Below are 25,111 nucleotides of genomic sequence, written 5' to 3'. Positions count from 1 at the left end.
TCGCTGGCCCGGGACCCGGCGACTCTGGCAATGTGTCAGGGGTGACGACCACTATCGCTCCTGACACCACCGCGTCCGCCACCAGGTCAGCCTGGTTGCCCGCATTCGCGGCGAACGCGGTCATCTGGGGCTCCAGCTTCATCTTCATCAAGATCGGTGTACGGGAGCTGCACCCGACCTGGGTGGCCGCCGGCCGGATCGTCATCGGCGCGTTGACGCTGCTGGCGCTGCTGCTCATCGCGGGGCAGCGGCTGCCGGGCGACCGCCGGCTGTGGGGTCACATGCTGCTGCCGGGAGTGGTCGGCGTGGCGCTGCCGTTCACCCTTTTCGCGTACGGCGAGGAGCGGGTCGACAGCCTGGTCGCCGGCATCTGGAACGCCACCACCGCGCTGTGGGTGCTGCCGTTCGCGGTACTGGTGTTCCGCACCGAGAAGTTCACCGCCCGCGCCGCGGCCGGCCTGCTGCTCGGCTTCGCGGGTGTGCTCATCGTGCTCGGCTTCTGGCACGACGCCGGAGCGTCCTCGCTTAGTGGGCAGCTCATGTGCGGGGCGGCGGCCGCCTGCTACGGCGTGTCGATCCCGTACCTCAAGCGCTTCGTCACCGGCCGCGACTTCGGCGGCACGCGGCCGTCCGGGGTGTCGCTCGCGTTCGTGCAGACCGCGGTCGCGGCACTCGCCTCGGTGCTGGCCGCCCTGCTGGTCTCCGGCCCGCCGCCCGCGGTGACCAGCCTGTCCTGGCCGGTCATCGGCTCGGTGGTGGCGCTGGGCGTGTTCGGCAGCGGCATCGCGTTCGCCCTGAACATGCGCGTGATCACGGCCGCCGGCGCGTCCACCGCCGCGTACGTGACCTACCTCGTCCCCGTGGTGGCCACCCTGCTCGGCATCCTGGTGCTGGGTGAGTCCCTGCACTGGAACCAGCCCGTCGGCGCGCTCATCGTGCTGCTCGGCGTGGCCGTCGCCCAGGGCGCCCTCTCCCGTCGCCGCTGACTCGCCCGCGCGGGCCGCGGTGCGGTGCGGGCGCGTGGTGCACCAAGATCGCTCGACTTGCCTGGCACCTGTGCGTATCTTGACCGGCCATTCCCCCACCTGCCTGGCAAGTCGAGCGATCAAGGCAGTGGGCCCCGGTGGTCGGGCCCGGTGCGGGTCGGCGGCTGGGCGCGCTCGTCAGGCCTGGTGGGTACGGGTCCACGCCAGCAACTCGGCCGCGGGCAGCGTGTTCACGATCCGGTCGGCGGTGATGCCGGCCGCCTCGGCGCGGGCGCAGCCGTTGCCCAGCCAGTCGAGTTGCGCCACGGCGTGGGCGTCGGTGTTGATCGCGAAGCGCAGGCCGTCCACCTTGGCCGCTTTGCGCAGCAGGTTCGACGGCGGGTCGAGCCGGTCCGGCCGAGAGTTGATCTCGATGGCCTTACCGTGCCGGGCCGCCGCGGCGAACACCGCGTCCACGTCGAAGCTGCTCGGAGCGCGCCGCCGTGGCGCGCCGCCCCGGGACGCGTGCCGCGCGTCGGTCACCACGGGCAGCTTGCGGCCGGTGCAGTGGCCCAGGATGTCCAGGTGCGGCTGGGCCAGCGCGGCGAGCAGCCGCCGGGTCATCTTCGGCTTGTCCATCCGCAGCTCGCTGTGCACCGAGCCGACCACGACGTCGAGCTGTGCCAGCAACTCCGGCTCCTGGTCGAGGCTGCCGTCGGGCAGGATGTCCACCTCGATCCCGGTCAGCACCCGGAACCCGGTGCCCGCCAGCGTCTCGTTCACCGCCGCGACCGCGTCGAGCTGGCGGCGCAGCCGTTGCGGGGACAGCCCGTGCGCGATGGTCAGCCGGGGCGAGTGGTCGGTCAGCACCACGTAGTCGTGGCCCTGCGCGGCCGCCGCGGCGACCATCGTCTCCAGCGGGTCGCCCCCGTCGGACCAGTCGGTGTGCACATGGCAGTCCCCGCGCAGCAGCTCCCGCAGCCCACCTGATCCGCTCACCCCGACAGGCTAGCCGCATGCCCGCAAACCCCAGGCGGGGAAGGGGATTGTCGCGGTCAGAGGGCCGCGATAAGGTCCGGCACGCCGCGTGACGCGGTGAGATGCCCGCGGCACGAGCGGTCCGGGCGCACGGGGAGGGATGTGCCATGAAAGCGGGTATGCGCGCGCTGTTCAGCGTGCTGATGCTGATCGGCTTCTTCGTACTGGTCCTGGTGGAGTTCCTGGCCTCGGTGGCGTTCGCCGTCTGGCTGATCACCGTGGGCCCGGCGGCCTTGGCGGTGAAGGTGACCGCGCCGCTGTTCGTCGCGATCGTCGGCGGTGTCGGCTGGGCGCTGTGGCAGGCGGTCCGGTTCAAGAACGAGCCCATGCCCGGCGTGGTGGTGACCCCCGACCAGGCCCCGCAGCTGTGGGCCGAGGTGCGCCGGCTGGCCGAGGGCGTCGGCACCCGGGCCCCGGACGAGCTGCGCATCGTGCCCGAGGTCAACGCCGCCGTGTCGGAACACTCCCGCCTGCTGGGGCTCATCCCGGGCCGCCGCTACCTCTACGTCGGCCTGCCGGTGCTGCAGGCGCTGAACGTCGACCAGCTGCGCGCGGTGCTCGCCCACGAGCTGGGCCACTACTCCGAGGCGCACCTGCGGCTGGGCGCGGTGGCCTACCGCGGGCGTATCGCCATGGAGGGCGCGATCGGCCGGATCGGCAAGTGGAACGTCGCGGGCTGGCCGATCCGCCTCTACGCGCGGGCATACCTGCTGGTGGACAACGCGGTGTCGCGCCGCCAGGAGCTGGAGGCCGACGCCGCCTCGGTGCGGCTGGCGGGCCGGCAGGCCGCCGTCGCGGCGCTGACCGAGATTGCGGTCGTCGACATGGCGTACGCCTTCTACCTGAACCGCTACGTCGGCCCCGGGGCCGAGCTGGGCATGCTGCCGGACAACGTGTTCGCCGGCTTCGGCGAGATGCTGGCGGCCCGCGAGGAGGAGATCGCGCGACTGCGTCCGGAGGCCGCCAAGCGGGAGACCGGCTCGCGCTGGAACACCCACCCGCCGCTGGCGGTGCGCATCGCCGCCATCAACGCGCTGCCCGAGGGCATGCCGAGCAACGACCGCCGCCGCGCCACCGACCTGATCCCCGACCTGCCGACCATGAGCGGCCACCTGCACCGGCTCTCGGTGCGGACCGAGGGGCGGCAGGTGCTGCCCTGGCCGCAGTTCACCGCGGCGACCGCGAGCCGCCGACTGCAGGAGACCGCCGACAACATCTTCCGCGAGCTGGCCCGGCGGATGAACCGCCCGGTCGTCGGCCTGTACGAGGTGATGGACGCGATGGCGGCGGGCCGGGCGGGCGAACTCGGTGAGGCCTTCTACGAGAACGCGACCCGCAAGGAGGCCGCAGCCAAGTTCGCCGACGTGCTGGAGCAGCTGCTGATGCTGGCCGCGGTGCGCTCGGACCGGGCGACCTGGCAGGCGTCGTGGACCGACTCCGCCGAACTGCTCGGCCTCGACGGCAAGCCGCTGGACCTCGCGCCGATCGCGAAGCTGGCGGTCGTTCCGGCGACCACGGCCCTGGCGGTCGACCAGCTTCGTGAGCTGGGCATCGAGATCACGGCGGCGGTGGTGGTGGAGGCGACGGCCACCGCCCGTGGCGGCGACGTCATCGCGGGCCTGGGCAACGTCACCTTCGACGGCGGCGAGGCCGACCTGCTGGTGCTCGACAACGGGCTGATCGCGGTGCCGACCAAGGGCGACAAGGACGAGGGCACCAAGCGGATGAAGGCGATGATGGCCTCGATGCCGGTGGCCAAGATCGCCGAGATGAACCGCTTCGTGCCGTACGAGGAGGTCCGCAAGGTGACCATCGTCAAGCAGGTGCCGATCCGTGCCACGATCGAGCTCCACGATGGACGGAGCATCGAGCTCAAGGAGTCGTGGACCGGCGACGAGCTGCACAAGAAGAGCCGCGAGGTGCTGCACGAGGTGTTCGCACAGTTCGCCGGGGAGTGACCGGATGCCGGTCGAGCCGATGCCGACGGGAGAGTATCGCGTGATCCAGCAACGCCAGCCCGACCCGCACCACCCCGCCGAGCCGGCCGCACCGTCCGGCGGCCTGGTCGCGGCGTTCGACTACGGCGAGCCGGCCCGGTCCGTCCCGCACGGAGGTGTCGTGGCCGCCGCGCACGAGGCCGAGGCGCGCGAGGAACGCGGCTGGTCGATCGGCGACTTCCGCCTGCTCACCATGCTTGTCGGAGCGCTGATCGGCGCGGGCATCGCCTGGAGCAGTCCGAAGCACCCGATGACGTTCGTCGTGGTCGCGGCCCTGCTGGGCGCGGCCGCCGGGGAGGCATTCGGGTTCGGCCTGTCCCGGTGGGCGGAGGTGCGCCGCCTACACGTCATCGTCAAACGGCGGGTGTGGCTTTCCGTGGGAAGCGTGCTCGTGCTCGCCGGGGCACTGGTCTACGCGACGCCGTTCGTGCTGCGCAGCGACAGCGGCGCGGACAACCTGACGAGCCGCGGGGTGGCGCTGTCCGCCCTGGCCATCTTCGGCGGGTTGACCAGTGCGGCCACGCTCGCCGCGGTCAAGCAGGTGGTCGCGGACCCGTTGCCCGGCACGCCCGGCCAGCAGTTGGACGCGCTGCTGCGGCTGCGCCGGATGTGCGCGCGCATGATGAGCCAGCTCGGCATCCTGGTGCTGTTGGTGATGGCGGTCAACGCGGCCGCGCTCGACTGGGGCGCGGCGCTGGACAAGGGCGTGGTGCTCTACTCCGGAGTGGTCGCCTCGTTCGTGGTGGGCGCGATGTTCGCCCCGACCGCGGCGACCCTGCGCCGCCGCGGCCAGCTCTACCTGGAGCGGCACTTCTCGCTCGACGAGGTGGCGACCGGCGAGCTGATCGAGGCGGCCGAGAACAAGGCGAAGCTGGAGAAGCTGCTCGGGCTGGACCAGACCACGTTCGGCGAGCTGAAGGCCGGTCTGGTGGTGCTCTCCCCGGTGGTGGCGGGCCTGATCGCGGTCATGATCCAGAACATCAAGTAGTCGCACACACGACGAAGGGCTCCCACCACACGGTGGGAGCCCTTCGTCATGACCCGGTCCGGATCACCAGCCGGTGTCCAGGAAGCCTGGGCGGCTGACCAGGTTGAACAGGGCGAAACGACGCTGCTGGTTGCCGTTGATCGCGGTGTACGCCCCTGCCGCGACGAGCTGCCCCAGGTCGCGGTTCGCGCTGAGGGTGTTCACCCCCACCGAGCCGTTGCCGTTCGCGGTCCACGGCAGCAGCTCGCCGGACAGGGTCACCGCGGCCAGCTTGACCCGGCGGTTCGAGCCGTCGAGGCAGACGCCCTTGTGGCCGACGTTGGCGCTCTTGCACACGTTGTCGAAGTGCCCGCCGAGGTAGACGGTGCCGTCGAGGACCGCGACCGCCTGTACGTCGCCGTCCGTGGTGATGGTCCACTTCGCGTTGCCGGCCAGGTCCATCGCGGTGGCCCGGCCGCCGCCGCCGTCGATCCCGGCATACAGCGTGCCGCCGTCCAGCGCCAGGTCGTGCACCATCGCCGTGACATGCGACCAGAAGCCCAGGTCGACGTCGCCCCGCGCCGGGTCGACCGCGGCCACCTTGCCGGTGCCCTTGAGCCAGTTCACCGCGTTGAAGCGCCCGCCGAGGTAGACCCGGTCGGAGGAGACGAGCAGGGCGCGCACGATGTCGTTGACGTGCGGCCGCCAGTTCGGGTCCAGCGCGCCGGAGCTCGCGTCGAACGCGGCGGCCCGGGTGCGCTCCTGCCCGTCCACGCTGGTGATGGAGCCGCCCAGGTAGACCCGGCCGTGCCCGACGGCGATGGCGTACGGCGTACCCGAGATCGAGTGCTTGAAGGTGCTCTCCACCGCGCCCGACGAGCTGATCTTCGCCAGGTTGTCCCGGCTGACGCCGTTGACCTTGTGGAACGACCCGGCGGCGTAGACACCCCCGGAGTCGGCGGTCAGCGCGGTGACCCGGGCGTCCGCGCCGGGGTTCCACGGCAGCAGCGCCCCGGTGCGCGCGTCGACGGCCGCCAGCCGCGACCTGCCGACCGACTTGCCGTTGCTGGTGGCCGAGGTGAAGTCGCCGCCGACGTAGATGGTGTTGCCCCAGTACGTGGTGGCGAGCACCTCCCCGTTGAAGGTGACCGAGGGAGCCGGGATCGGGTTGACCGGGGCGGCGAGGACGGCCGTGAAGGCCAGCGGTGAGACCAGCACGCCCAATGCGGCGGCCACCGTCATATTGCGCAATGCAGAACATTTCAGCACGTCATGCCCAACGAGGCACCCACCGGGCCGACGCTCCCACGCGCGCGGTGTGGCAGGCTGCGCGTGTGAACATCGCGGTGATCGGACTCGGGCTCATCGGCGGATCACTCATGCGCGCCCTGTCCGCCGCCGGGCATCGTGTGCTCGGCTTCGACGCGGACCCGGAGACCCGGGCCACCGCCCGCAGCGCGGCGGCCCGGGTGCCCGCGGCGCAGCGCTGGCAGATCACCGCGACGATCCGCGACGCCGCGGCCGACGCGGGGCTGGTGGTGCTGGCGGTGCCGCTGCCCGCCCTGGACGACGTGCTCGACGCGCTGGTCGCCAGCGGCTACCACGGCCTGATCACGGATGTGACCTCGGTGAAGGGGCCGGTGCGGGAGGCGGTCGCGGCCCGGCTGCGCCGCGCGGCCAACCCGCTCGCCGGGTTCGTCGGCGGGCACCCGATGGCGGGCAAGTCCGTGTCCGGCTTCGCCTCCGCCGATCCGGCCCTGTTCACCGGCTGTGCCTGGGTGCTGTGCCTGGACGAGCAGACCGGTCTGGACGACTGGCTCACCGTGGCCGGTCTGGTCACCTCGCTGGGCGCTCGGGTGGTGCCGGCCACGAGCGCCGAGCACGACCGCGCGGTCGCCGCGATCAGCCACGTGCCGCACCTGCTGGCACTGGCCCTGGCCGCGACGGCCGCCACCGACCCGCTCGCGCTGACCCTGGCCGCGGGCTCGTTCCGGGACGGCACCCGGGTCGCGGGCAGCCGGCCGGAGCTGGTGGCCGCGATGTGCGGGGGCAACGCCGCGGCGGTGCTGGCCGCGCTCGCCGACGTGCAGGACCGCCTGGACGACGCGGCCAAAGCCCTGGAGGGACGCGACCCGCTGCGCGCAGTGCGGGACTGGGCGCAGGACGGGCACGCCGCCCGGCGGGCCTGGCCGCCCGCGCCGGGCCGCCCCGAACAGGTCCCGGTCCGGGTGGAGACGCTGCTGCGGCTGGGCCGCGCCGGAGGCTGGATCAGCGAGGTCGCCGCGGACCGCCGTACCGTGACGGCGTTCCTGCCGGTTGAAGGGGCGTGAGCGGGCGGATCGGGTGGCAGGCTGCCGGTCGTTGCGTCGACAGGTGCGGCGAGGAGCGGGTATGACCCAGGCACGGACGCGTCCCACGCTGCGCGAACCCCATTCGGTGCGCCCCTGGGCGGTCGTCGCCGGGGCGCTGGCGGCGGGGGTGTGGCTGCTGTCGTTCGGCATGTTCGGGGCGACTCTGGGCGGCTACGTCGCCTGGACCCTCGCTGCGGGTCTGCTCGCGTGGGCGGCCGCGCTGGCCCTCAGCCGGTACGGCGATCGCGGGGTCGCCGCGGGCGTTGCCGCGGCCACCGGTGTCGCCTGGACCGCGGCGGCACTCTCCGTAGTCGCCGAGTGGATCCGCCGAGGAGCCTGGCCACTGTGAGTGACCTTGTGTTAAACCCGAGAAACAACCTCGGCACCGGTACCGTGCTGAGGAGCAGCAGTCACGGAGCGTCGCCAAACAACCGCGTTACCGGACTTGACGGAGGTCACACCCGCGCGGCACTCTCGGCTGTATGTGGACGCCGCAGCAGCCAGACCCGGACCGTTGTCGCCGGCGCCTGCAGCTGCTCGCCGAGCTGTCGACAGGCACCGGCCGCGAGCGCCAGCTGCCCGCCGTGCACAGCGCCGCCAGCACCGTGCGTGCCGTCCGGGGGGCCGGCAGAGCCGTCGCGGCTGACAAACTCCGCGAGCTGATCGCGTTGCGTCGGCGACTGGCGGGCTGACTGGTCGTTGTCAGATCAGGGTCATCACTCGGGGACACCCGCCGGATGGCCGTATCGCGGGTGACCTGTGGCTCGCCCGTAGCCCATATCGACACCATTTGGGGGGACCGTGTCGTACTTCGCCGCCGCGGTGGTCCGGGGCCGGTCCGGCTGGGCCGCCAGCGAACTCGACCTGCATGACGCGGCAGACGTGGACGAGGTCGCCGACCTGCTCCGCGACGCCGACCCGGCTGCCGACGTCTCCTTGATGTTCGTCGAGTCCGACGACGCCTACCTGGTCGTCATGCGCCTCGACGAAGGTGAGGACCTGCGGATCTTCGGCTCCGACTCGGCCTTCGCCGACGAGTCCCGCCTCGGCAAGCTGCTGCTCAGCGACGTCGAGGCCCCGGTCGTGGAGATCGAGGAGGTCGAGGCGGCCGACGACGACGAGGACCGCCCGGCCGCCGACCCCACCGCCGACCCGGTGGGCGACGCCGACCTGCTCGCCGACCTCGGCGTCTCCGCGCACAAGCTGCTGGCCCTCTGCGCCACCGACGGGTTGCTGCCCGCCGACGTGACCGCCGAGGTGTGCCAGGCGATCGGCTGCGGCGACGAGGTCGAGGAGCTGCGCGAGTCTTGAGATCCCGGCCGCGGCACGAGCAGTGGATGCGCCGCGCCCTCGACGTCGCGGCGGGCTGCGACGACAGCGCGGACGTGCCGGTCGGCGCGGTCGTGTACGCCCCTGACGGCACGGAGCTGGCGATCGGCCGCAACGAGCGGGAGGCCGCCCACGACCCGACCGCGCACGCCGAGATCCTCGCCCTGCGCGCCGCCGCGGCCCGGCGGGGCGAGTGGCGGCTGGAGGGCTGCACCATCGTGGTGACCCTGGAGCCGTGCACCATGTGCGCGGGCGCGATCGTGCTGGCCCGGATCGCCACGGTGGTCTTCGGCGCGTGGGAGCCGAAGACCGGCGCGGCCGGCTCACTGTGGGACGTGCTCCGCGACCGCCGCCTCAACCACCGCCCCGAGGTCTACTCCGGCGTCCTGGCCGACGAATCCGCGACCCTCCTCCGCACCTTCTTCACCCGCCCCTGACCACCACCCCCGCGCTCCGCGCCGCGCGTCCGCGCGCCGCGTGCAGTTTCGCGGAAACTGCACGAATCGAGCCGGTGATAACAGCAGTTTCCCTGAAACTGCGGGCCGCGGCGCGCCTGCGAGCCGCGCCGGGGCGGGTGGGTCAGGTGGTGATCGTGCCGGCCAGGTGGGGTCTGGCGGTGCGGGCGTCGCGGAGGGTGAAGTCGCGGCCGGTGTAGGTGAAGCCGACCGTGGCCGGGAGCAGGATCGGGAGCTTGAAGGAGACGTCCACGGTGTACGCCTCGGGCAGGCGTCCCTCCAGGGCGGCCAGGCAGCGGGCCTTGCTCCACATGCCATGCGCGATGGGCTTGGGGAAGCCGAACAGCCGCGCACCCACCCACGAGGTGTGGATCGGGTTGTGGTCGCCGGACGCTTCGGCGTACGCGGTGCCCGTCGAGGTCGGTACCCGCCACGTCGCATGCGGCGGGGTCGCCGGGGCCGGTTCGCGGGCCGGGCGCTCGCCCTTCGGCGTCTCCGACGGGCCCTTGCGCAGGTAGGTGGACACGTCCCGCCACACCACCTCGCCGCCGACCGCCGCCGTGGTGATCACGTCGTATTGCCGTCCGCGCGGGTGATCCCGCAGGTCCTGCGCATGGACCGCGAGTTCGAGCACGTCGCCCGCGGTTAGCCGGCGGTGCTGCTCGATCCGGTTGGCCACGTGCACCCCGCCGACCACCGGGAACGGGAAGTCGCGCCGGGTCATCAGGTCGAGCTGCAGCCCGAAGCCGAGCACGTGCGGGTACGTGACCGGCAGCCGGTCGCTCAGCCGGAACCCGCAGACCCGCTGGTAGCGGGCCAGGTGCTCGGGGTCGACGGTGACCGTGGCGGTCAGCGTGTCCTCGGGCAGCGTGCTCGGCCGGGGGAACGGCACCACGGACAGCGCGGCGCGCAGCATGCTCGGCATCAGGCCCCCAGCAGCGACTGGCCGCAGACCCGCACCACGTTGCCGGTCACGGCGGCCGAGCCGGGCGCGGCGAACCAGGCCACCGTCTCGGCGACGTCGACCGGCAGGCCGCCCTGCGACAGGCTGTTCATGCGCCGCCCCACCTCGCGGATGAGCACGGGCATCTTCGCGGTCATCGCCGTCTCGATGAAGCCGGGCGCGACCGCGTTCACGGTGACACCCTGCGCGGCGAGCACCGGCGCGAGCGCGCGTACCCAGCCGATCACGCCGGCCTTGCTGGCGGCGTAGTTGGTCTGCCCGCGGTTGCCCGCCACACCCGCGATCGAGGCCACGCCGACGATGCGGCCGCCCGCCGGGATCAGGCCCGCGTCGAGCAGCGCCTCGGTGACGTGCGCCGGGGCGATCAGGTTGACCTTGAGCACGCTGTCCCAGCGGGTCTGGTCCATGTTGGCCAGCGTCTTGTCGCGGGTGATGCCGGCGTTGTGCACCAGCACGTCGAGCCGGCCGTGCCGGTCCCGCACGTGCTCGACGAGCCGCTGCGCGGCGTCGGCCCCGGTCAGATCCAGCTGGTACGCCTCACCGCGCACCTCGTTGGCGACCTTCGCCAGATCGTCCCCGGCAGACGGCACGTCCAGGCAGATCACGTGCGCCCCGTCCCGCGCCAGCACTCGGGCCATCGCCGCGCCGATGCCCCGCGCGGCCCCCGTCACCAGCGCGACCTTGCCGGTCAGGTCCTTGCCCTCGGCTGCCGGAGTGGCGTCCACGGTGATCGTCTGCCCGCTGACGTACGCCGACTTCGTCGAGATCAGGAACTCGAGCGTCGAGCGCAGCGCCGCGGTGTCCGCCTCGGGGTGCACCCGCACCAGCTGGGCCGTGGTGCCCCGGCCGAACTCCTTGCCGACGCTGCGGACGAAGCCGTCCAGCGCCTGCTGGGCCGCGGCCTGGCCGGGGTCGGCGGCGCTGCTCAGCGGCAGGCCCAGCACGATGACGCGTCCGGCCGGGGTCAGCGAGCGCGCCACCGGGTGGAAGAAGTCGTAGAGCGCCCGCAGCCCGGCCGGCGTGCTGATGCCGGTGGCGTCGAAGACCAGCGCGTGGTGCTTCTCGCCCTGCTCGTTCGAGCCGAGCAGCTTGGCCAGCTCCTCGTAGCGCGGACCGTCCGACGGTCCGACCAGCACCGGCCCGGGGATGAGCGCGTCGCCCGACCGGTAGCGCGGCAGCCGCGGCGGATCGGGCAGCCCGAGCCGCTTGACTATCGCCCGCCCCGGCCCGGACCTTGCGAAACTTGTGTAACGGTCGCTCATGCGGTAGACCTTACTCGCGAGTAAGGTCTGACACCAGGAGGCTGTTGTGACTGACAGAGTGCGCAAGGTGGCCGTCATCGGCGGCAACCGCATCCCGTTCGCCCGCTCCAACAGCCGCTACGCCCGAGCCTCCAACCAGGACATGCTCACCGCTGCCCTGGACGGCCTCATCGCCCGCCACGGCCTGGCCGGGCAGCGCCTCGGCGAGGTGGCCGCGGGCGCGGTGCTCAAGCACTCCCGCGACTTCAACCTCACCCGCGAGGCCGTGCTCGGCACCGGCCTCGACCCGGCCACCGCCGCCGTCGACCTGCAGCAGGCCTGCGGCACCGGCCTCCAGGCGATCAACTACATCGCCAACAAGATCGCGCTCGGCCAGCTGGAGTCCGGCATCGGCGGCGGCGTCGACACCACCTCCGACGCCCCGCTCGCCCTCAACGAGCAGTTCCGCCGCATCCTGCTGCGCCTCAACAACGCGAAGACGACGGGTGAGCGGATCAAGGCCGCGATGGCGCTGCGCCCGCTGCAGCCGTTCAAGCCCGAGCTGCCTCGCAACGCCGAGCCGCGCACCGGCCTGTCCATGGGCGAGCATGCCGCGATCACCGCCGAGCGCTGGGGCGTCAGCCGCGCCGACCAGGACGAGCTCGCGCTGGACTCGCACCGCAAACTGGCCGCCGCGTACGACGCAGGCTTCTTCGACGACCTCGTCACGCCGTACCTCGGCCTCACCCGCGACCAGAACCTGCGCCCCGACACCTCCCTGGAGAAGCTCGGCGCGCTCAAGCCCGTCTACGGCCTGCGCGGCAAGAACCCCACCATGACCGCGGGCAACTCCACCCCGCTCACCGACGGGGCCGCCGTCGTGCTGCTCGGCACCGACGAGTGGGCCGCCGAGCGCAAGCTGCCCGTGCTGGCGCACTTCGTCACCGCGCAGACCGCCGCCGTCGACTTCGTGCACGGCGACCCGGAGCCCGAAGGCCTGCTCATGGCCCCCGTGTACGCCGTGCCCCAGTTGCTGTCCCGGCTCGACCTGAAGCTCCAGGACTTCGACTTCTACGAGATCCACGAGGCGTTCGCCTCGCAGGTGCTCGCCACCCTGGCCGCCTGGGAGTCCAACGGCCTGGGCGGCATCGACCGGTCGAAGCTGAACGTCAACGGCTCCTCGCTCGCCGCCGGCCATCCCTTCGCCGCGACCGGGGGCCGCATCGTCGCCACCGCCGCCAAACTCCTCGCCCAGAAGGGCCGCGGCCGCGCCCTCATCTCCATCTGCGCCGCCGGCGGCCAAGGCGTCGTAGCCGTCCTCGAACGCTGACCCACAGATCTTGACGGTTTGTGGCCGCAATAGCGGCCACAAACCGCCAACATCCACACCCGCGCAGTGGCTGTCTCGCGATCTTGACTGGTTGTCGTTGTCATGGCTGCGATAAAGCGTCAAGATTTGCGGCTCTCGGGCCAGCCGGCGGCGGTGAGAGCGGTACGGAGGGTGGCGGCGATCTCGGCGGGGCGGGTGCGGACCTGGTGGGCGGAGAAGCGAAGGATGCGGTCACCGCTGGTCCAGATGTCGTTCTGCCGTCGCATGTCGGCCTCCCAGTGAGCCGCCTCCATGTGATGCGCGCCGTCAACTTCGACATGCAGACGATATGCGCGCCAGTAGGCGTCGCGGTAACGCACTCTCCCGCTCGCATCCACGCGCCGGTCCTGCAAGTCGGGCATCGGCAGCCGATGCCGTCGGCACAGCCGTATGAAGTCGATCTCAGACAGTGCGCCCGCGCCGCCCGCCGCGTCTCGCACGGTCGCACCGATCAATGCCCGCCGTGGCGCGCGAGGCACCCGCCCGAGCACTTCGAGCAACTCATCGGGTGTCACCAGACGCTGCTGGCATGCCGCGGCGACGATCGACTGCGCGATGTCGGGAAAGCGCGCCCAGGAGGCCGCGTCCACGACCGATCGGGCCATGGCGGTGCGCGGCGGCCGGGCCAGCTGGCAGTCCTGCTCCGGCAGGTGGGCGGGGCGGCGCACCCGCACTGCGGGCATGTCGAGGGGTAACCGCCGGTAGAGCCCTTCTGGGTGTCGCCCAGGGGGAACCGTCACGTCGATGCGGTCGTCACGGAACCGTCCCCGTAGTCCGCCTGCTTGCGCCGAGGCAAGCCCGGCGAGCCGTGCGCCCGGTCCCGCTGCCAGCACGGCGATCCAGCGCTGCTGGTCGACGGTGTACGGCCCGGTTCCAGCGACCAGGACGCCTCGGCAGACTGTCGTCCAGCGCCCGGATCGCACCCGATGCCGTACCTTGCCCGGTGTCAGCAGCGCACTCGCCTGCGCCCAGGTGAGCACGTTGCTCTGGGCGAACAGCGTCCACTCCAATTCCTCCATGACAGCAGCCTGGTCAGGATCTGTGCGGGAGGTGGTCGCGACTGCGACAACCGATCGCCTGGAATCCCGACCAAGGTGCAACCTCGTACCGTGTGGGGCCGGTCGGGCGGGTGGAGGTGAGGGATGACGAAGTCCGAAGAGGAACGGTTCCGGGTGTTCGTCGCGGAGCGGATGGACCGCTGGCGGCGCACCGCGTACCTGCTCAGCCGGGACTGGCACACGGCGGACGACCTGGTGTCGGTCACCGTCGGCAAGCTCTACCGGCACTGGCGCAAGGTCAGGGCCGCCGACAATCCCGACGCGTACGCCCAGCGCGTGCTGACCCGCGCCTGGCTCGACGAGACCGCCCGCCCGTGGCGGCGCGAACGGGTTACGTCTGAGCTGCCGGAACGGGCGATGCACGAACCGCACGGCTTCCTGGACCGCGACAGCCTGAACGCGCTGCTGGGCTCGCTTGGGCCGGGCCAGCGCGCCGTGGTCGTGCTGCGCTACTACCTCGACTACTCGGTCGAGCAGACCGCCGAGGTGCTGGGCATCTCGGTCGGCACCGTCAAGAGCCAGTCCGCACGAGGCCTGGAGGCGCTGCGCCGCCAGGCCGTCCCGATGGGGGGTATGTCATGACACAGCAGCTGTTCGACGACGTCATCGGTGAGGTGCCGGCACCCGGCGTCGACGTAGACCGGATCATTCGCCGGGAGCGGCGCGGTGCAGTGTCGAGGCGGCTGGCGGGAGTGTCCACGGGTGCCCTCGCCCTGCTGGCGGTGGGTGCCGTGGCGCTGGGCTCGGGAGCCCTGACCGGCGGCCCGGCAGCTCCGGTGGCGGTGCCGGCCACCGCCGCGCCCGGTTCCGGTGACCCGGTTCCGGTGCCCGGCTTTCGCCTGGTCTACGGCACGCCGGAGGAGGCCCAGGCCACCGCGGCTCGGCTCGCCGACGAGTTCGACAAGGCGGTGCTGGCGGTCGTCCCGAACCGGGTCTGGATGTCGACCGACGGGGCGATCGTGCTGTTCAGGGCCAAGAACGGGAGCACAGACGTCGCGCAGACCCTCTTCTCCGGCGGCGGCGACCTGTCCGTCGGGCAGCGCCTGGGCCACCTGCATCTGCAGGTGTCTCCCGTCGGGGTCGGCCCGTCCGCGAGGCCGGTCGAGACTGAGCGCCGGATGATCGAGGGTGAGCTGTTGCAGGTCGTGACGAGGGTGTCGGTGCGCCTCGCGGACGGCCGGACGCTGCGGGTCCACGCGAGCAACCTGTACGGCGACCCGATCCCGACCGGACCGGTGCAGTCGGAGCCTCCGCTGACGGCGGATCAGCTCCAGGCGATCGCGCAGGCTGTCGCCGCGAAGGTCATCGCCTAGTCAGCGGATGGTGCCGGGCGGAGCGAGCCACTGGGCGGGTTGCCCGGTGGCTCGCTTGATCACGTCGAAGTCCCCGTCGTAGTGCAGCACGGTCAGCCCGTTCAGCTCCGCAGCCGCCGCCACCAGCAGATCGATCGGCCCCGCACTGCGGTGCTGACCCTTCTGCGTCAGCAGATCCTGCACCTGTGCTGCCCGGCGGTAGACGTCATCAGGCATCGGCACCCAGGGGTAGGCGTCGTGCAGGAGTGCGACGATCTTCTTCCGGTCGACCAGCGACCTGGCGGCAAAGAGAAGTTCGAGTTCCGTGATCGGGCAGACCCCGACCAGTCCCTGTTCGATCTGCTGATCCCAACCGAGGGCCGCCGAACCGGGTCGAAGCAGCCGCACCAGGGCACTGGTGTCGATCAGGTAGTCGACGGTCACGGCTTCGGCCGATAGTTGTTCTTGTCCAAGAGTTCATCGAAATATCCGGTGTCGCCCAGTTGCCGCAGCTCGTCCAGGGCGCGGGCGCGGCGTAGCCTGGCGGCCGACTCCCGCAGGGCCGTGTTGACGGTGTCCTTCTTGGTCTTGGTGCCGAAGACCTCGGCCGCCTCGGCGAGCAGTTCCTCGTCGATGTCGATCAGCATCTTCGCCATCGGCTCCCCCTCGCATCCGCGTATATACGCTTTGGATCCCGAGTATATCCGCGCCCGCACGGCCTCGCCAGGGACGGCGATCGCTGCGTGCGAGAATGAGGCACGTGACAAAGCGCCCGCACGTTCCGAATGTCCTGGCCACCCGCTACGCCTCCGCTGAACTGGTGACGCTGTGGTCACCCGAGGAGAAGGTCCGCGCCGAGCGGCGGCTCTGGCTCGCGGTGCTCCGCGCGCAGCGCGACCTGGGCATCGCACTTCCGGACGGCGTCATCGAGGCGTACGAGCGGGTGCTGGACACCGTCGACCTGGACTCGATCGCGCAGCGCGAGCGGGTGACCCGGCACGACGTGAAGGCGCGCATCGAGGAGTTCAGCGCGCTGGCCGGGCACGAGCAGATCCACAAGGGCATGACCTCGCGCGACCTCACCGAGAACGTCGAGCAGCTGCAGATCCGCGACTCGCTGCTGCTGATCCGGGACCGGATCGTCGCCGCGCTGACCCGGATGGCTGCCCGCGCCGCCGAGTACGACAACCTGATCATGGCGGGCCGCTCGCACAACGTCCCGGCCCAGGCCACCACGCTGGGCAAACGTTTCGCCAGCGCCGCGCAGGAGATGCTCATCGCGTACGAGCGCCTCGACGAGCTGATCGCCCGCTACCCCCTGCGCGGCATCAAGGGCCCGGTCGGCACCTCGGCCGACCAGCTCGACCTGTTCGACGGCGACGCCGCGAAGGTCGCCGAGCTGGAGCGCCGGGTCGCCGGGCACCTCGGCTTCCAGCGGGTGCTGGACAGCGTCGGCCAGGTGTACCCGCGCTCGCTGGACTTCGACGTGCTCACCGCGCTGGCCCAGGCGGCGTCCGCGCCGTCGAGCCTGGCCACCACGATCCGGCTGATGGTCGGCCAGGAGCTGGCCACCGAGGGCTTCAAGCCCGGCCAGGTCGGCTCGTCGGCGATGCCGCACAAGATGAACACGCGCTCCAGCGAGCGGGTCAACGGCCTGGCCGTGATCGTGCGCGGGTACGCGAGCATGGCCGGCGAGCTGGCCGGCGACCAGTGGAACGAGGGCGACGTGTCCTGCTCGGTGGTGCGCCGGGTGGCCCTGCCGGACGCCTTCTTCGCGCTGGACGGCCTGTTCCAGACGTTCCTCACCGTGCTCGACGAGTTCGGCGCGTACCCGGCCGTCATCAACCGCGAGCTGGACCGCTACCTGCCCTTCCTGGCCACCACGAAGGTGCTGGTCGGTGCTGTGAAGAAGGGCGTCGGCCGGGAGACCGCGCACGAGGCGATCAAGGAGCACGCGGTCGCCGTGGCGCTGGCCATGCGCGAGCGGGGCCAGGCCGACAACGACCTGTTCGACCGGCTGGCCGCCGACACGCGGCTCGGCCTGTCCCGGGCCGAGATCGACGCGCTGGTGGCGGACCGCTCCGCGTTCGTGGGCGCGGCATCGGCCCAGGTCGCCGCGATCGTCGCGCAGGTCGAGAAGATCGCGGCCCAGCACCCGGCCGCGGCGGCGTACACCCCGGGCGCCATTCTCTGACCTCCGGCGGCAGCGCCCGTGGCCTGCGGGCGCTGCCGTCAGGAACGCAGCGGGCGGCCCTGGCCGTCGACGGGGTTGCCGGCCATCAGGATGATCCCGTCGATGACGAACCAGAGCCAGATCGCGGCGTAGATGAACAGCGGCAGGATCAGGAAGATGCCGCACCAGAAGGACGCCCAGCCCACCAGCGTCGCGCCGAGTTGCAGGATGCCGAGCGTGGTGTGCCCGGCGTAGAGCCGTCCGATGCCGCCGAGGCCCAGCAGGAAGCCGGGCAGCATCTGCAGCAGGCCCGCCACCACTTTGCTCTTGTCCGACACCGGCGGGCCGTAGCCGTAGCCGCCCGGCACGCCGCTGTAGGGCTGGACGGCCGAACTGGGGCCCCAGGAGACGGGGGCCGCGGGCGGCGGGGCGGCGGGCAGCGCGTACGGGTCGGCCGCGCGGTACGGGTCGTCAGCCGAGGGCGGATATGTCATGTGCTGACCGTATCGAGTCCGTCCTGGTCACGCGGCCCCCCATCCGGCTGAGAAGATCGACCCGTGGAGTTCCTTACGGCGCTTTTAGTCGCGTACGTCGCTATCGTTCCGGTCGAACTGCCGGACAAGACGTTCGTCGCGACGCTGGTGCTCAGCACCCGCTACCGGCCGCTGCCCACCTGGCTCGGGGTGGTCGCGGCGTTCGGCGTGCAGTGCGTGATCGCGGTGGCCTTCGGTGCGCTGCTGACGAAGCTGCCCACCCGGCCGGTGCAGCTGGTGGCCGCCCTGCTGTTCGCCACCGGGGCGTTCATCCTGGCCCGGGGGGCGAAGAAGGCCGATGCGGAAGAGAAGGAGCAGGAGGCCGAGTTCGAGGCCAAGGCCGTCGAGCCGAAGCGGGGCTGGCGGGCCGCGGCGGCCAGTTTCGCGGTGCTCTTCACCGCCGAATGGGGCGATCTGTCGCAACTGCTGCTGGCGGGTCTGGTGGCCAGTGGGCGGCCGATGCTGCCGACGTTTCTGGGCGGATGGCTCGGTCTGGCGACGGTTTCCGGACTCGCCGTGCTCCTCGGGCGCTGGCTGTTGAAACGGGTGAAGCTATCGGTCATCCGTTACGTCGGTGCGGGGGTGTGCGCGGTCCTCGCGGTCGTGACCTTGCTCTCAGCTCTGTGAAAGCAGTGAACTCCTGGGGGATTTGGCGCTCCCCTGAACAAGGGGCGAATCAGCCGACCGGTAATCTGTGCATGCCCGTGGCGGACAGGCAGACATAGAAAAAAGTCAGGAGTTTCCCCGTGGCTCGCGTCGTGGTTGACGTCATGCTTAAGCCCGAGATCCTCGACCCGCAGGGGCAGGCCGTCGCGAACGCGCTGCCCCGCCTGGGCGTCAATGACGTCGCCTCAGTGCGTATCGGTCGTCGTGTGGAGATCGATTTCGCTGGAGATGCCGACCTGGAGAGGGCTCGCGAGATCGCGGACAAGCTCCTCGCCAACCCGGTCATCGAGGACTACGAGATCCGGGTAGTCGAAGCAGCATGAGCAAGATCGGTGTGGTGACCTTCCCCGGTTCGCTGGACGACGGGGACGCGGCCCGTGCCGCGCGCATCTCCGGAGCCGAGGTCGTACGGCTCTGGCACGCCGACCCGGACCTGCACGGCGTCGACGCCGTGGTGCTCCCGGGCGGCTTCTCCTACGGTGACTACCTGCGCTGCGGCGCGATCGCCCGGTTCGCGCCGGTGATGGAGACGATCGCCGACGCCGCCCGCGGGGGCATGCCGGTCATGGGCATCTGCAACGGCTTCCAGATCCTCTGCGAGGCCCACCTGCTGCCCGGCGCGCTGACCCGCAACCAGCACCTGCACTTCCGCAACCGCGACCAGTGGCTGCGCATGGAGAACTCCTCGACGGCGTGGACCAACCACTTCACCGAGGGGCAGGAGATCCTGATCCCGGTGAAGAACGGCGAGGGCTGCTACGTCGCCGACCGGCGCACGCTGGACGAGCTGGAGGCCAACGGCCAGATCGTCGCGCGCTACATCCGCGGCAACCCGAACGGCTCGACCCGCGACATCGCGGCGATCCGCAACGAGGCCGGCAACGTGCTGGGCATCATGCCCCACCCGGAGCACGCGGTCGAGGCGCTGACCGGCCCGTCGCTGGACGGCCTCGGATTCTTCTCGTCGGTGCTCAAGCACCTGGCCGACGCTAAGGCGGCAGCATGAACCTGGAGTCGATGACCGTGGACACGGTGAAGAACGCCGAGTCCACCCCTGAGGAGCTGCAGCCCTACCTGGAGCTCGGCCTCAAGGACGACGAGTATCAGCGGATCAAGCAGATCCTGGGCCGCCGGCCGACCCAGTCCGAGCTGGCCATGTACTCGATCATGTGGAGCGAGCACTGCTCGTACAAGTCGAGCAAGGTGCACCTGCGCCAGTTCGGCGAGAAGGCCCCGCCGTCGGACCGCATGCTGGCCGGCATGGGCGAGAACGCCGGTGTCATCCAGATCAACGAGAAGATCGCGGTCACCTTCAAGGTCGAGTCGCACAACCACCCGTCGTTCGTCGAGCCCTACCAGGGCGCGGCGACCGGCGTCGGCGGCATCGTGCGCGACATCCTCGCCATGGGCGCCCGCCCGATCCTGGTGATGGACTCGCTGCGCTTCGGCGCGGCCGACCACCCCGACACCCAGCGGGTGCTGCCGGGCGTCGTCGCGGGCGTCGGCGGCTACGGCAACTGCCTGGGCCTGCCCAACGTCGGCGGCGAGGTCTTCTTCGACGAGTGCTACCAGGGCAACCCGCTGGTCAACGCGCTCAGCCTGGGCGTGCTGCCGGTCGACGGCCTGCAGCGCAAGGAGGCCGACGGCCCCGGCAACATCGTGGTGCTGATGGGCGCGAAGACCGGCCGCGACGGCATCGGCGGCGTGTCGGTGCTGGCCAGCGCGACCTTCGACGACGAGTCGCAGCAGCGCCGGCCGAGCGTGCAGGTGGGCGACCCGTTCACCGAGAAGCTGCTCATCGAGTCGTGCCTGGAGCTGTACGCGTCGAAGCTGATCGTCGGCGTGCAGGACCTCGGCGGCGCGGGTCTGACCTGCGCGCTCACCGAGACCGCCGCCTCGGCGGGCACCGGCATGGACATCCAGCTGGAGAAGGTCCACCTGCGTGAGGCCTCGATGGAGCCGCACGAGATCCTGGCCAGCGAGTCGCAGGAGCGCATGCTCTTCATCGTGGAGCCGGCCAAGCTGGACGCGGTGCTCGGCATCGCCCAGCTGTGGGGCGTCATCGCCACGCCGATCGGCACCGTGACCGACACCGGCCGGGTCCGGATCACCTTCCACGGCGAGACCGTGGTGGACGTGCCCCCGGGCAGCCTCGCCGACGACGGCCCGGTGTACGCCCGGCCGCTGCGTGAGCCCGCGGACCTGATCCTGCTGCAGGCCGACCGCGCGGAGACGCTGCCCCGCCCGCACCACGACTTCCAGCTCAAGGACACGCTGCTCAAGCTCGCCGCGTCGCCGAACCTTTCGGACCGCAGCTGGGTGACCGAGCAGTACGACCGCTATGTGCTGGGCAACACCGTGCTGGCGCAGCCGGAGGACTCCGGCATCGTCCGCCTCGACGAGGAGACCGGCCTCGGCGTCGCGCTGTCGCTGGACTGCAACTCGCGCTTCGCCCGCCTCGACCCGTACGAGGGCGCGAAGCTGGCCCTGGCCGAGGCGTACCGCAACGTGGCCGTCACCGGCGCCGAACCGGTCGCCGTCACCGACTGCCTCAACTTCGGCTCGCCCGAGGACCCGGCGGTCATGTGGCAGTTCGCCGAGGCCGTGCGCGGCATCGCCGACGGCTGCCAGGAGCTGGGCATCCCGGTGACCGGCGGCAACGTCAGCTTCTACAACCAGACCGGTGCGGTGGCGATCCATCCGACCCCGGTCGTGGGTGTGCTCGGCGTGCTGGAGAACACCGCGCAGCGCATCCCGATGGGCTTCAGCCACACCGGGGACGTGCTGGTGCTGCTCGGCGAGACCAGCCTGGAGCTGTCCGGCTCCGAGTGGGCCTGGGTCGCGCACCGGCACCTCGGCGGCCGCCCGCCGAAGGTCGACTTCGCGCGGGAGCAGGCCATCGCCGGCTTCATGCAGAAGGCCGCCGAGACCGGCCTGGTCCGCTCGGCGCACGACCTGTCCGACGGCGGCCTCGGCCAGGCGCTGGTCGAATCGGTGCTGCGCAAGGGCATGGGCGCGACGGTGACCCTGCCGGTGGACATCGAGCCGTTCGTGTCGCTGTTCAGCGAGTCGGCGGGCCGGGTGCTGATCTCCGTGCCGGTGGGCCACCGCCAGGCTTTCGAGACGCTGCTGGCCGAGCACGAGCTGCCGGCGACGATCCTGGGCCAGGTCGACGACGAGGGCGCGGACCTGACGGTCATCGGCCACGGCGAGGCGGGCCGGTTCACGGTGTCGCAGGCCGAGCTGCGGGAGGCCTTCACCGGCACGCTGCCGCGACTGTTCGGCTCGAACGAGCCGGGCGCGGCCGTGGCGCAGGCGGTTGAGGCCGTGACCGTGGTCGAGACGCTGACCGTGCTGGAGACCCCGGCGGGCGTCGAGGTCACCGAGACCGTGGTGGTCGAGGCTCCGGCGGCGCTGCTCGCCGAGGGTGAGCGGGCCGAGCAGCCCGGCGAGGTGGCGCAGGCCGACGACGAGGGCCGCCGCACCGAGGGCTGATTCTCCGCACCTTCTGACCCGGGTGCCGTTTCCGCTGTCCGCAGCGGAAACGGCACCCGATTCGTTTCCGTGCCCCTCCCCTGGGCGCGCCTCATGATCGCTCGACTTGCCTGGCAGTCGTGCGTATCTTGAACGGGCATTTGCCCAGGTGCCAGGCAAGTCGAACGATCATGGTGGGTCGACGGCCCGGCTTGGAAAGATCTTCGCAACCTTCAGGGCAGATGCGGCGTGATGTCGCGACGGGCCGACGGGGCCCGCCACGGAGGGGAGAACGGGGAGCGATGGCCCCTTATCGCGACGACGGACCGGACCGCCGTGCCGACTTCGAGGAGTGTTACGCCGCGCATTTCCACAGCCTCACCCTGCAGCTCAATGCGTACCTCGGGAACTTGAGCGAGGCGCAGGACATGGTGCAGGAGGCGTTCGTGCGGGCACTGGCGCGGTGGGACACCATCGCGCGGTACGCCGACCCGCCCGCCTGGGTGCGCCGGGTCGCCTGGAACCTGGCCACCAGCGGGTGGCGACGCCGCCGTACCGCGCTGAACTTCCTGCGCCGCCAGCGCGAGGAGCACGTGCCCGCCCCGGGGCCGGACCGGGTGGCGCTCACCCGTGCCCTGGCCGCGCTGCCCGACGTGCAGCGGCGTGCGTGCGTGCTGTTCTACCTCGCCCAGCTCACCATCGCGGAGATCGCCGAGCAGGAGGACGTCGCCGAGGGCACCGTCAAGTCCTGGCTGCACCGTGGCCGGACCGCGCTCGCCGCCCAGCTCACCGAGGCCCGGAAGGAGCACGACCATGTCTGAGTACGAGCACGACGACGTCCTGTGGTCCGCGGTGGACACGTACCGCGCGGACACCGATCCGCTGATCCGGCCGACGGGCACCGCGGCGGCGTACGCGACGGTCCGGCACCGCAAGCGGGTCCGCTCCGTCGGCGTCGCCGCGAGCGCGCTGGTCGCAGTGCTGGCGGGCGGCTTCGCGATCACCACACTGGGCGGGCCCGGGCCGACGCAGCCGAACCCCGGCGGGAGCACCAGCGCGTCGCCGGCGGCGAGCCCGAGCCCCACGAACAGCCCCGTTCCGGTCGCCACCGGCGGGTCGCTGTACGGGCTGGCCGGGGCGGTGCTGGACCTGCCCGCACGGAAGGTGCTCCCCAAGGACTGCCCAGCCGGGCCGACCGCCTTCCGGGACGGCAAGGCGGGCCCGGACGTCTGGATCGACAGCGCGGTGGAGACGGACCTCGACGCCGACGGCACGCCGGAACAGGTCGCGCTGATCTACTGCCGTCCCGGCGAGATCCCGCTGGGTCAGGTGGTCGCCTTCCGGCGCGACGGCGACGGGTTCACCACGCTCGGGGTGGTCGTGCAGGTCGAGACGCCGCTCGCGCTGCCACCGCAGCAGACTCCGATGACGGTCGAGCGGGTCACGAAGCTGGCCGGAGACTCGTCGGGCGAGATCCAGGTCGAGGTGGGCAACCTGGAGACGACCTACAGCGACCTGTCGGGCGGGCCGATCGGGCTGTACCAGTGGCGCTCGTACCGCTGGAACGGCTCGGCTTTCGCACAGTCGGGCGGCTCGCCCTCGTTCACGGCGGACACGGACGTGGTGCCGCTCAACGTGGTGCTGTCCTCCCCGGACCTCAGCCCCGCCCCTGGCGGCGGCACCCAGGTCGAGGTGAAGGTGAGGGTCGAGCGCGTGGCACAGGCACTGGCCCCGGTGACGGTGCTGCTGTCGGTGGCGAACGCGCCAGGAGTCACGATCGTGGGCGAGGCGGCGAGCGCGCCACGGGTCGCGGGCCAGGCCTGCGCCGAGGGTACGCAGCAGTGGGTGCGATGCCAGACCGACCGGGGCCACGACCACGCGTTCCTCACGTTCCACCTGACGGTTCCGGCCGGGATGACGATCAGCGAGTTGCGGCGCGACCTGGGGGACAGCTGGATCTACGTCCGGGTCGGTGACCAGGAGCTCATCCGCCTGGCGGCCACGCTCTGACCGGGGGCGGCGGCTGCGGTCACGGGGCCGCAGCCGCCGCCTCAGCGTGCGATCGTCTTCGGGAGCAGCAGGCCGGTGCGCTCGCCGGCGTTCAGCCAGCCGTGTTCGACCATGGTGTCGAGCACCCGGTTCCAGGCGGCCGCCACGTCGCCCGGGTCCGGGTCGAGGTGCACCCCGAGCAGTGCCGCCTCGGCGACGGTGAGGTCGCGCGGATGCTTGCCGAAGTACAGCATCGAGGCGTCGACGAGCCCGATCGCGCCCTGGCCGTAGTGCGCGGTGTTGAGGTAGAAGTCGAGGAGCTGGGCCTTCGTGTACCAGCCCTCCAGCTTGTGCGCGCCGACCCGCACCCGCCAGCTGTCCAGGTCATCCCACGAGGTTTCCATCGCGACCACCGCGTACCGCTTGGTGAGGTAGGTCGACGGCCACATGATCTCATCGGACTGCTGGTGGAAATCCGGGTCCACGGCCGCCACGATCGCATTGGCGACGCCTGGCCGCAGGTTCTCTGCCCGCACCTGAGTGGAGCCCGGTTTCTCCCGCGGGATGGGCACGCTGGCGTGGTAGTACTCGGTCAGCCCGAAGGTGACGCCCAGGATGAGCAGTAACGCCACCGCTCCCATCATCAGCCGGTGCAGGCCGCGCTGTGACGACGGTGGCATGGCGCCTGCCGCAGACTTCGGGAGTTCGACAAGGGTCATTCCGTCACGGTAAACGGATCGATGATCCTTCGCAGTCCTGAAGCGACTCCTGGCGGCGCGCGGCGGGCCGCCCGGCGGCTCAGCCCAGCAGTTTGCGCGGGCCGGAGCCCTGGGCGGCGAGTTCGTCGCCCGGGTTGTAGAGCCGGCAGGACTGCAGGGACAGGCAGCCGCAGCCGATGCACCCGTCGAGCGTGTCGCGCAGCCGTTCCATCAGCGCGATCCGGTCGTCGAGTTCGGAGCGCCAGCGTGCGGACAGCCGCGTCCAGTCGGCCTTGGTGGGCGTACGACCCTCCGGCAGTTCTTTCAGCGCGTCGCCGATCCGTTCCAGGGACACCCCGACCTGCTGCGCGATCCGGATGAACGAGACGCGGCGCAGCTCGCTGCGCTCGTACCGGCGCTGGTTGCCGCTGGTGCGGGTGGAGTGGATCAGCCCGCGTTCCTCGTAGAAGCGCAGCGCCGACGGGGCCACCCCGCTGCGGGCCGACAGCTCGCCGATGGTGAGCGTCACCGGTTTCACGGATCCCCCGTACT

Annotated in this window: 27 protein-coding genes and 1 pseudogene; 18 read left to right on the top strand and 10 right to left on the bottom strand. The window is 71.5% G+C overall.

What is annotated here, in order from left to right; genetic code table 11:
* Positions 1-41 precede the first annotated feature (41 nt).
* Positions 42-986, top strand: a complete 945-nt coding sequence (locus AB0B35_RS38175) for a DMT family transporter (protein WP_361055614.1) — start codon at positions 42-44, stop codon at positions 984-986.
* 177 nt (positions 987-1,163) lie between these two features.
* Here the strand turns inward: AB0B35_RS38175 and AB0B35_RS38170 are convergent.
* A pseudogene (locus AB0B35_RS38170) lies at positions 1,164-1,946 on the bottom strand (PHP domain-containing protein); the annotation flags it as partial.
* A 164-nt stretch (positions 1,947-2,110) separates the two neighbouring features.
* On the opposite strand from AB0B35_RS38170, the gene AB0B35_RS38165 reads away from it, so the two are divergent.
* Together AB0B35_RS38165 and AB0B35_RS38160 are read left to right on the top strand one after the other, a co-directional pair.
* Positions 2,111-3,961 carry a M48 family metallopeptidase gene (locus AB0B35_RS38165; RefSeq protein ID WP_361055611.1) on the top strand — a complete coding sequence of 617 codons (1,851 nt, stop codon included), beginning with the start codon at positions 2,111-2,113 and terminating at the stop codon, positions 3,959-3,961.
* 40 nt (positions 3,962-4,001) lie between these two features.
* Entirely contained in the window at positions 4,002-4,988 is a 987-nt protein-coding gene (locus AB0B35_RS38160; RefSeq protein ID WP_361055608.1) for a hypothetical protein, read from the top strand.
* A 63-nt stretch (positions 4,989-5,051) separates the two neighbouring features.
* Here the strand turns inward: AB0B35_RS38160 and AB0B35_RS38155 are convergent, their stop codons facing one another.
* On the bottom strand, positions 5,052-6,209 hold the full coding sequence (locus AB0B35_RS38155; protein ID WP_361055605.1) for a hypothetical protein: 1,158 nt from the start codon (positions 6,207-6,209) through the stop codon (positions 5,052-5,054).
* A gap of 92 nt (positions 6,210-6,301) precedes the next feature.
* On the opposite strand from AB0B35_RS38155, the gene AB0B35_RS38150 reads away from it, so the two are divergent.
* The 5 genes from AB0B35_RS38150 (at position 6,302) to tadA (ending at position 9,084) form a co-directional block, all read left to right on the top strand.
* Positions 6,302-7,297: a prephenate dehydrogenase/arogenate dehydrogenase family protein gene (locus AB0B35_RS38150; RefSeq protein ID WP_360523079.1), complete on the top strand. Its 996-nt coding sequence runs from the start codon at positions 6,302-6,304 to the stop codon at positions 7,295-7,297.
* Positions 7,298-7,358: 61 nt separating this feature from the next.
* Entirely contained in the window at positions 7,359-7,667 is a 309-nt protein-coding gene (locus AB0B35_RS38145) for a hypothetical protein (protein WP_361055602.1), read from the top strand.
* Between the two features lie 133 nt (positions 7,668-7,800).
* On the top strand, positions 7,801-8,010 hold the full coding sequence (locus AB0B35_RS38140; protein WP_361055599.1) for a hypothetical protein: 210 nt from the start codon (positions 7,801-7,803) through the stop codon (positions 8,008-8,010).
* Between the two features lie 109 nt (positions 8,011-8,119).
* Positions 8,120-8,629 (top strand): tRNA adenosine deaminase-associated protein, encoded by a 510-nt coding sequence (locus AB0B35_RS38135; protein WP_361055596.1) that lies wholly within the window; start codon positions 8,120-8,122, stop codon positions 8,627-8,629.
* Positions 8,593-9,084 carry a tRNA adenosine(34) deaminase TadA gene (gene tadA, locus AB0B35_RS38130; protein WP_361055659.1) on the top strand — a complete coding sequence of 164 codons (492 nt, stop codon included), beginning with the start codon at positions 8,593-8,595 and terminating at the stop codon, positions 9,082-9,084. The genes AB0B35_RS38135 and tadA overlap by 37 nt, the downstream gene beginning before the upstream one ends.
* A gap of 142 nt (positions 9,085-9,226) precedes the next feature.
* On the opposite strand, the gene AB0B35_RS38125 is transcribed toward tadA, so the two are convergent.
* Both AB0B35_RS38125 and AB0B35_RS38120 read right to left on the bottom strand, forming a co-directional pair.
* Entirely contained in the window at positions 9,227-10,027 is an 801-nt protein-coding gene (locus tag AB0B35_RS38125) for a MaoC/PaaZ C-terminal domain-containing protein (protein WP_361055593.1), read from the bottom strand.
* Entirely contained in the window at positions 10,027-11,328 is a 1,302-nt protein-coding gene (locus tag AB0B35_RS38120) for a 3-oxoacyl-ACP reductase (RefSeq protein ID WP_361055590.1), read from the bottom strand. The genes AB0B35_RS38125 and AB0B35_RS38120 overlap by 1 nt, the downstream gene beginning before the upstream one ends.
* Before the next feature lie 46 nt (positions 11,329-11,374).
* On the opposite strand from AB0B35_RS38120, the gene AB0B35_RS38115 reads away from it, so the two are divergent.
* Positions 11,375-12,637 (top strand): acetyl-CoA C-acetyltransferase, encoded by a 1,263-nt coding sequence (locus tag AB0B35_RS38115; RefSeq protein WP_361055587.1) that lies wholly within the window; start codon positions 11,375-11,377, stop codon positions 12,635-12,637.
* A 119-nt stretch (positions 12,638-12,756) separates the two neighbouring features.
* On the opposite strand, the gene AB0B35_RS38110 is transcribed toward AB0B35_RS38115, so the two are convergent.
* On the bottom strand, positions 12,757-13,695 hold the full coding sequence (locus tag AB0B35_RS38110; protein ID WP_361055584.1) for a DUF559 domain-containing protein: 939 nt from the start codon (positions 13,693-13,695) through the stop codon (positions 12,757-12,759).
* A 123-nt stretch (positions 13,696-13,818) separates the two neighbouring features.
* Between AB0B35_RS38110 and AB0B35_RS38105 the strand changes: the two genes are divergently transcribed.
* Together AB0B35_RS38105 and AB0B35_RS38100 are read left to right on the top strand one after the other, a co-directional pair.
* On the top strand, positions 13,819-14,316 hold the full coding sequence (locus AB0B35_RS38105) for a SigE family RNA polymerase sigma factor (RefSeq protein ID WP_361055581.1): 498 nt from the start codon (positions 13,819-13,821) through the stop codon (positions 14,314-14,316).
* Complete coding sequence (locus AB0B35_RS38100; protein WP_361055578.1) at positions 14,313-15,047, top strand: hypothetical protein; 735 nt, start codon at positions 14,313-14,315, stop codon at positions 15,045-15,047. Before AB0B35_RS38105 ends, AB0B35_RS38100 begins: the two co-directional genes overlap by 4 nt.
* On the opposite strand, the gene AB0B35_RS38095 is transcribed toward AB0B35_RS38100, so the two are convergent.
* Together AB0B35_RS38095 and AB0B35_RS38090 are read right to left on the bottom strand one after the other, a co-directional pair.
* Entirely contained in the window at positions 15,048-15,470 is a 423-nt protein-coding gene (locus AB0B35_RS38095; RefSeq protein WP_361055575.1) for a PIN domain nuclease, read from the bottom strand.
* The gene (locus AB0B35_RS38090; RefSeq protein WP_361055572.1) at positions 15,467-15,682 is read right to left on the bottom strand and encodes a type II toxin-antitoxin system VapB family antitoxin; all 216 of its coding nucleotides are present in this window, start codon (positions 15,680-15,682) and stop codon (positions 15,467-15,469) included. The genes AB0B35_RS38095 and AB0B35_RS38090 overlap by 4 nt, the downstream gene beginning before the upstream one ends.
* A 95-nt stretch (positions 15,683-15,777) precedes the next feature.
* Here AB0B35_RS38090 and purB point away from each other — a divergent pair, with 95 nt between their 5' ends.
* Complete coding sequence (gene purB / locus AB0B35_RS38085; RefSeq protein WP_361055569.1) at positions 15,778-17,220, top strand: adenylosuccinate lyase; 1,443 nt, start codon at positions 15,778-15,780, stop codon at positions 17,218-17,220.
* A 38-nt stretch (positions 17,221-17,258) separates the two neighbouring features.
* On the opposite strand, the gene AB0B35_RS38080 is transcribed toward purB, so the two are convergent.
* Positions 17,259-17,693, bottom strand: coding sequence for a TM2 domain-containing protein (locus AB0B35_RS38080; protein ID WP_361055566.1), 435 nt, complete (start codon positions 17,691-17,693; stop codon positions 17,259-17,261).
* A gap of 63 nt (positions 17,694-17,756) precedes the next feature.
* Between AB0B35_RS38080 and AB0B35_RS38075 the strand changes: the two genes are divergently transcribed.
* From AB0B35_RS38075 to AB0B35_RS38050, 6 genes are all read left to right on the top strand, one after another.
* Positions 17,757-18,359: a TMEM165/GDT1 family protein gene (locus AB0B35_RS38075; protein WP_361055563.1), complete on the top strand. Its 603-nt coding sequence runs from the start codon at positions 17,757-17,759 to the stop codon at positions 18,357-18,359.
* 119 nt (positions 18,360-18,478) lie between these two features.
* On the top strand, positions 18,479-18,721 hold the full coding sequence (purS, locus tag AB0B35_RS38070) for a phosphoribosylformylglycinamidine synthase subunit PurS (RefSeq protein WP_120317757.1): 243 nt from the start codon (positions 18,479-18,481) through the stop codon (positions 18,719-18,721).
* Positions 18,718-19,404, top strand: coding sequence for a phosphoribosylformylglycinamidine synthase subunit PurQ (purQ, locus tag AB0B35_RS38065; RefSeq protein ID WP_360523043.1), 687 nt, complete (start codon positions 18,718-18,720; stop codon positions 19,402-19,404). The genes purS and purQ overlap by 4 nt, the downstream gene beginning before the upstream one ends.
* Positions 19,401-21,893, top strand: a complete 2,493-nt coding sequence (purL, locus tag AB0B35_RS38060) for a phosphoribosylformylglycinamidine synthase subunit PurL (RefSeq protein WP_361055560.1) — start codon at positions 19,401-19,403, stop codon at positions 21,891-21,893. The genes purQ and purL overlap by 4 nt, the downstream gene beginning before the upstream one ends.
* Before the next feature lie 281 nt (positions 21,894-22,174).
* Complete coding sequence (locus AB0B35_RS38055; protein ID WP_361055557.1) at positions 22,175-22,693, top strand: sigma-70 family RNA polymerase sigma factor; 519 nt, start codon at positions 22,175-22,177, stop codon at positions 22,691-22,693.
* A complete protein-coding gene (locus tag AB0B35_RS38050; protein WP_361055554.1) occupies positions 22,686-23,882 on the top strand; it encodes a hypothetical protein in 1,197 nt (398 codons plus the stop codon). The genes AB0B35_RS38055 and AB0B35_RS38050 overlap by 8 nt, the downstream gene beginning before the upstream one ends.
* Positions 23,883-23,923: 41 nt before the next feature.
* Here AB0B35_RS38050 and AB0B35_RS38045 read toward each other — a convergent pair whose 3' ends face one another.
* Together AB0B35_RS38045 and soxR are read right to left on the bottom strand one after the other, a co-directional pair.
* Positions 23,924-24,580 (bottom strand): transglycosylase domain-containing protein, encoded by a 657-nt coding sequence (locus tag AB0B35_RS38045; protein ID WP_361055551.1) that lies wholly within the window; start codon positions 24,578-24,580, stop codon positions 23,924-23,926.
* A 79-nt stretch (positions 24,581-24,659) separates the two neighbouring features.
* The gene (gene soxR, locus AB0B35_RS38040) at positions 24,660-25,097 is read right to left on the bottom strand and encodes a redox-sensitive transcriptional activator SoxR (protein WP_361055548.1); all 438 of its coding nucleotides are present in this window, start codon (positions 25,095-25,097) and stop codon (positions 24,660-24,662) included.
* Between the last annotated feature and the right edge of the window lie 14 nt (positions 25,098-25,111).

The sequence above is a fragment of the Catellatospora sp. NPDC049133 genome, assembly GCF_040648455.1.
GTDB classification, from domain to species: Bacteria; Actinomycetota; Actinomycetes; order Mycobacteriales; family Micromonosporaceae; genus Catellatospora; species Catellatospora aurea.
This window is presented reverse-complemented; position numbering and strand designations above follow the sequence as displayed.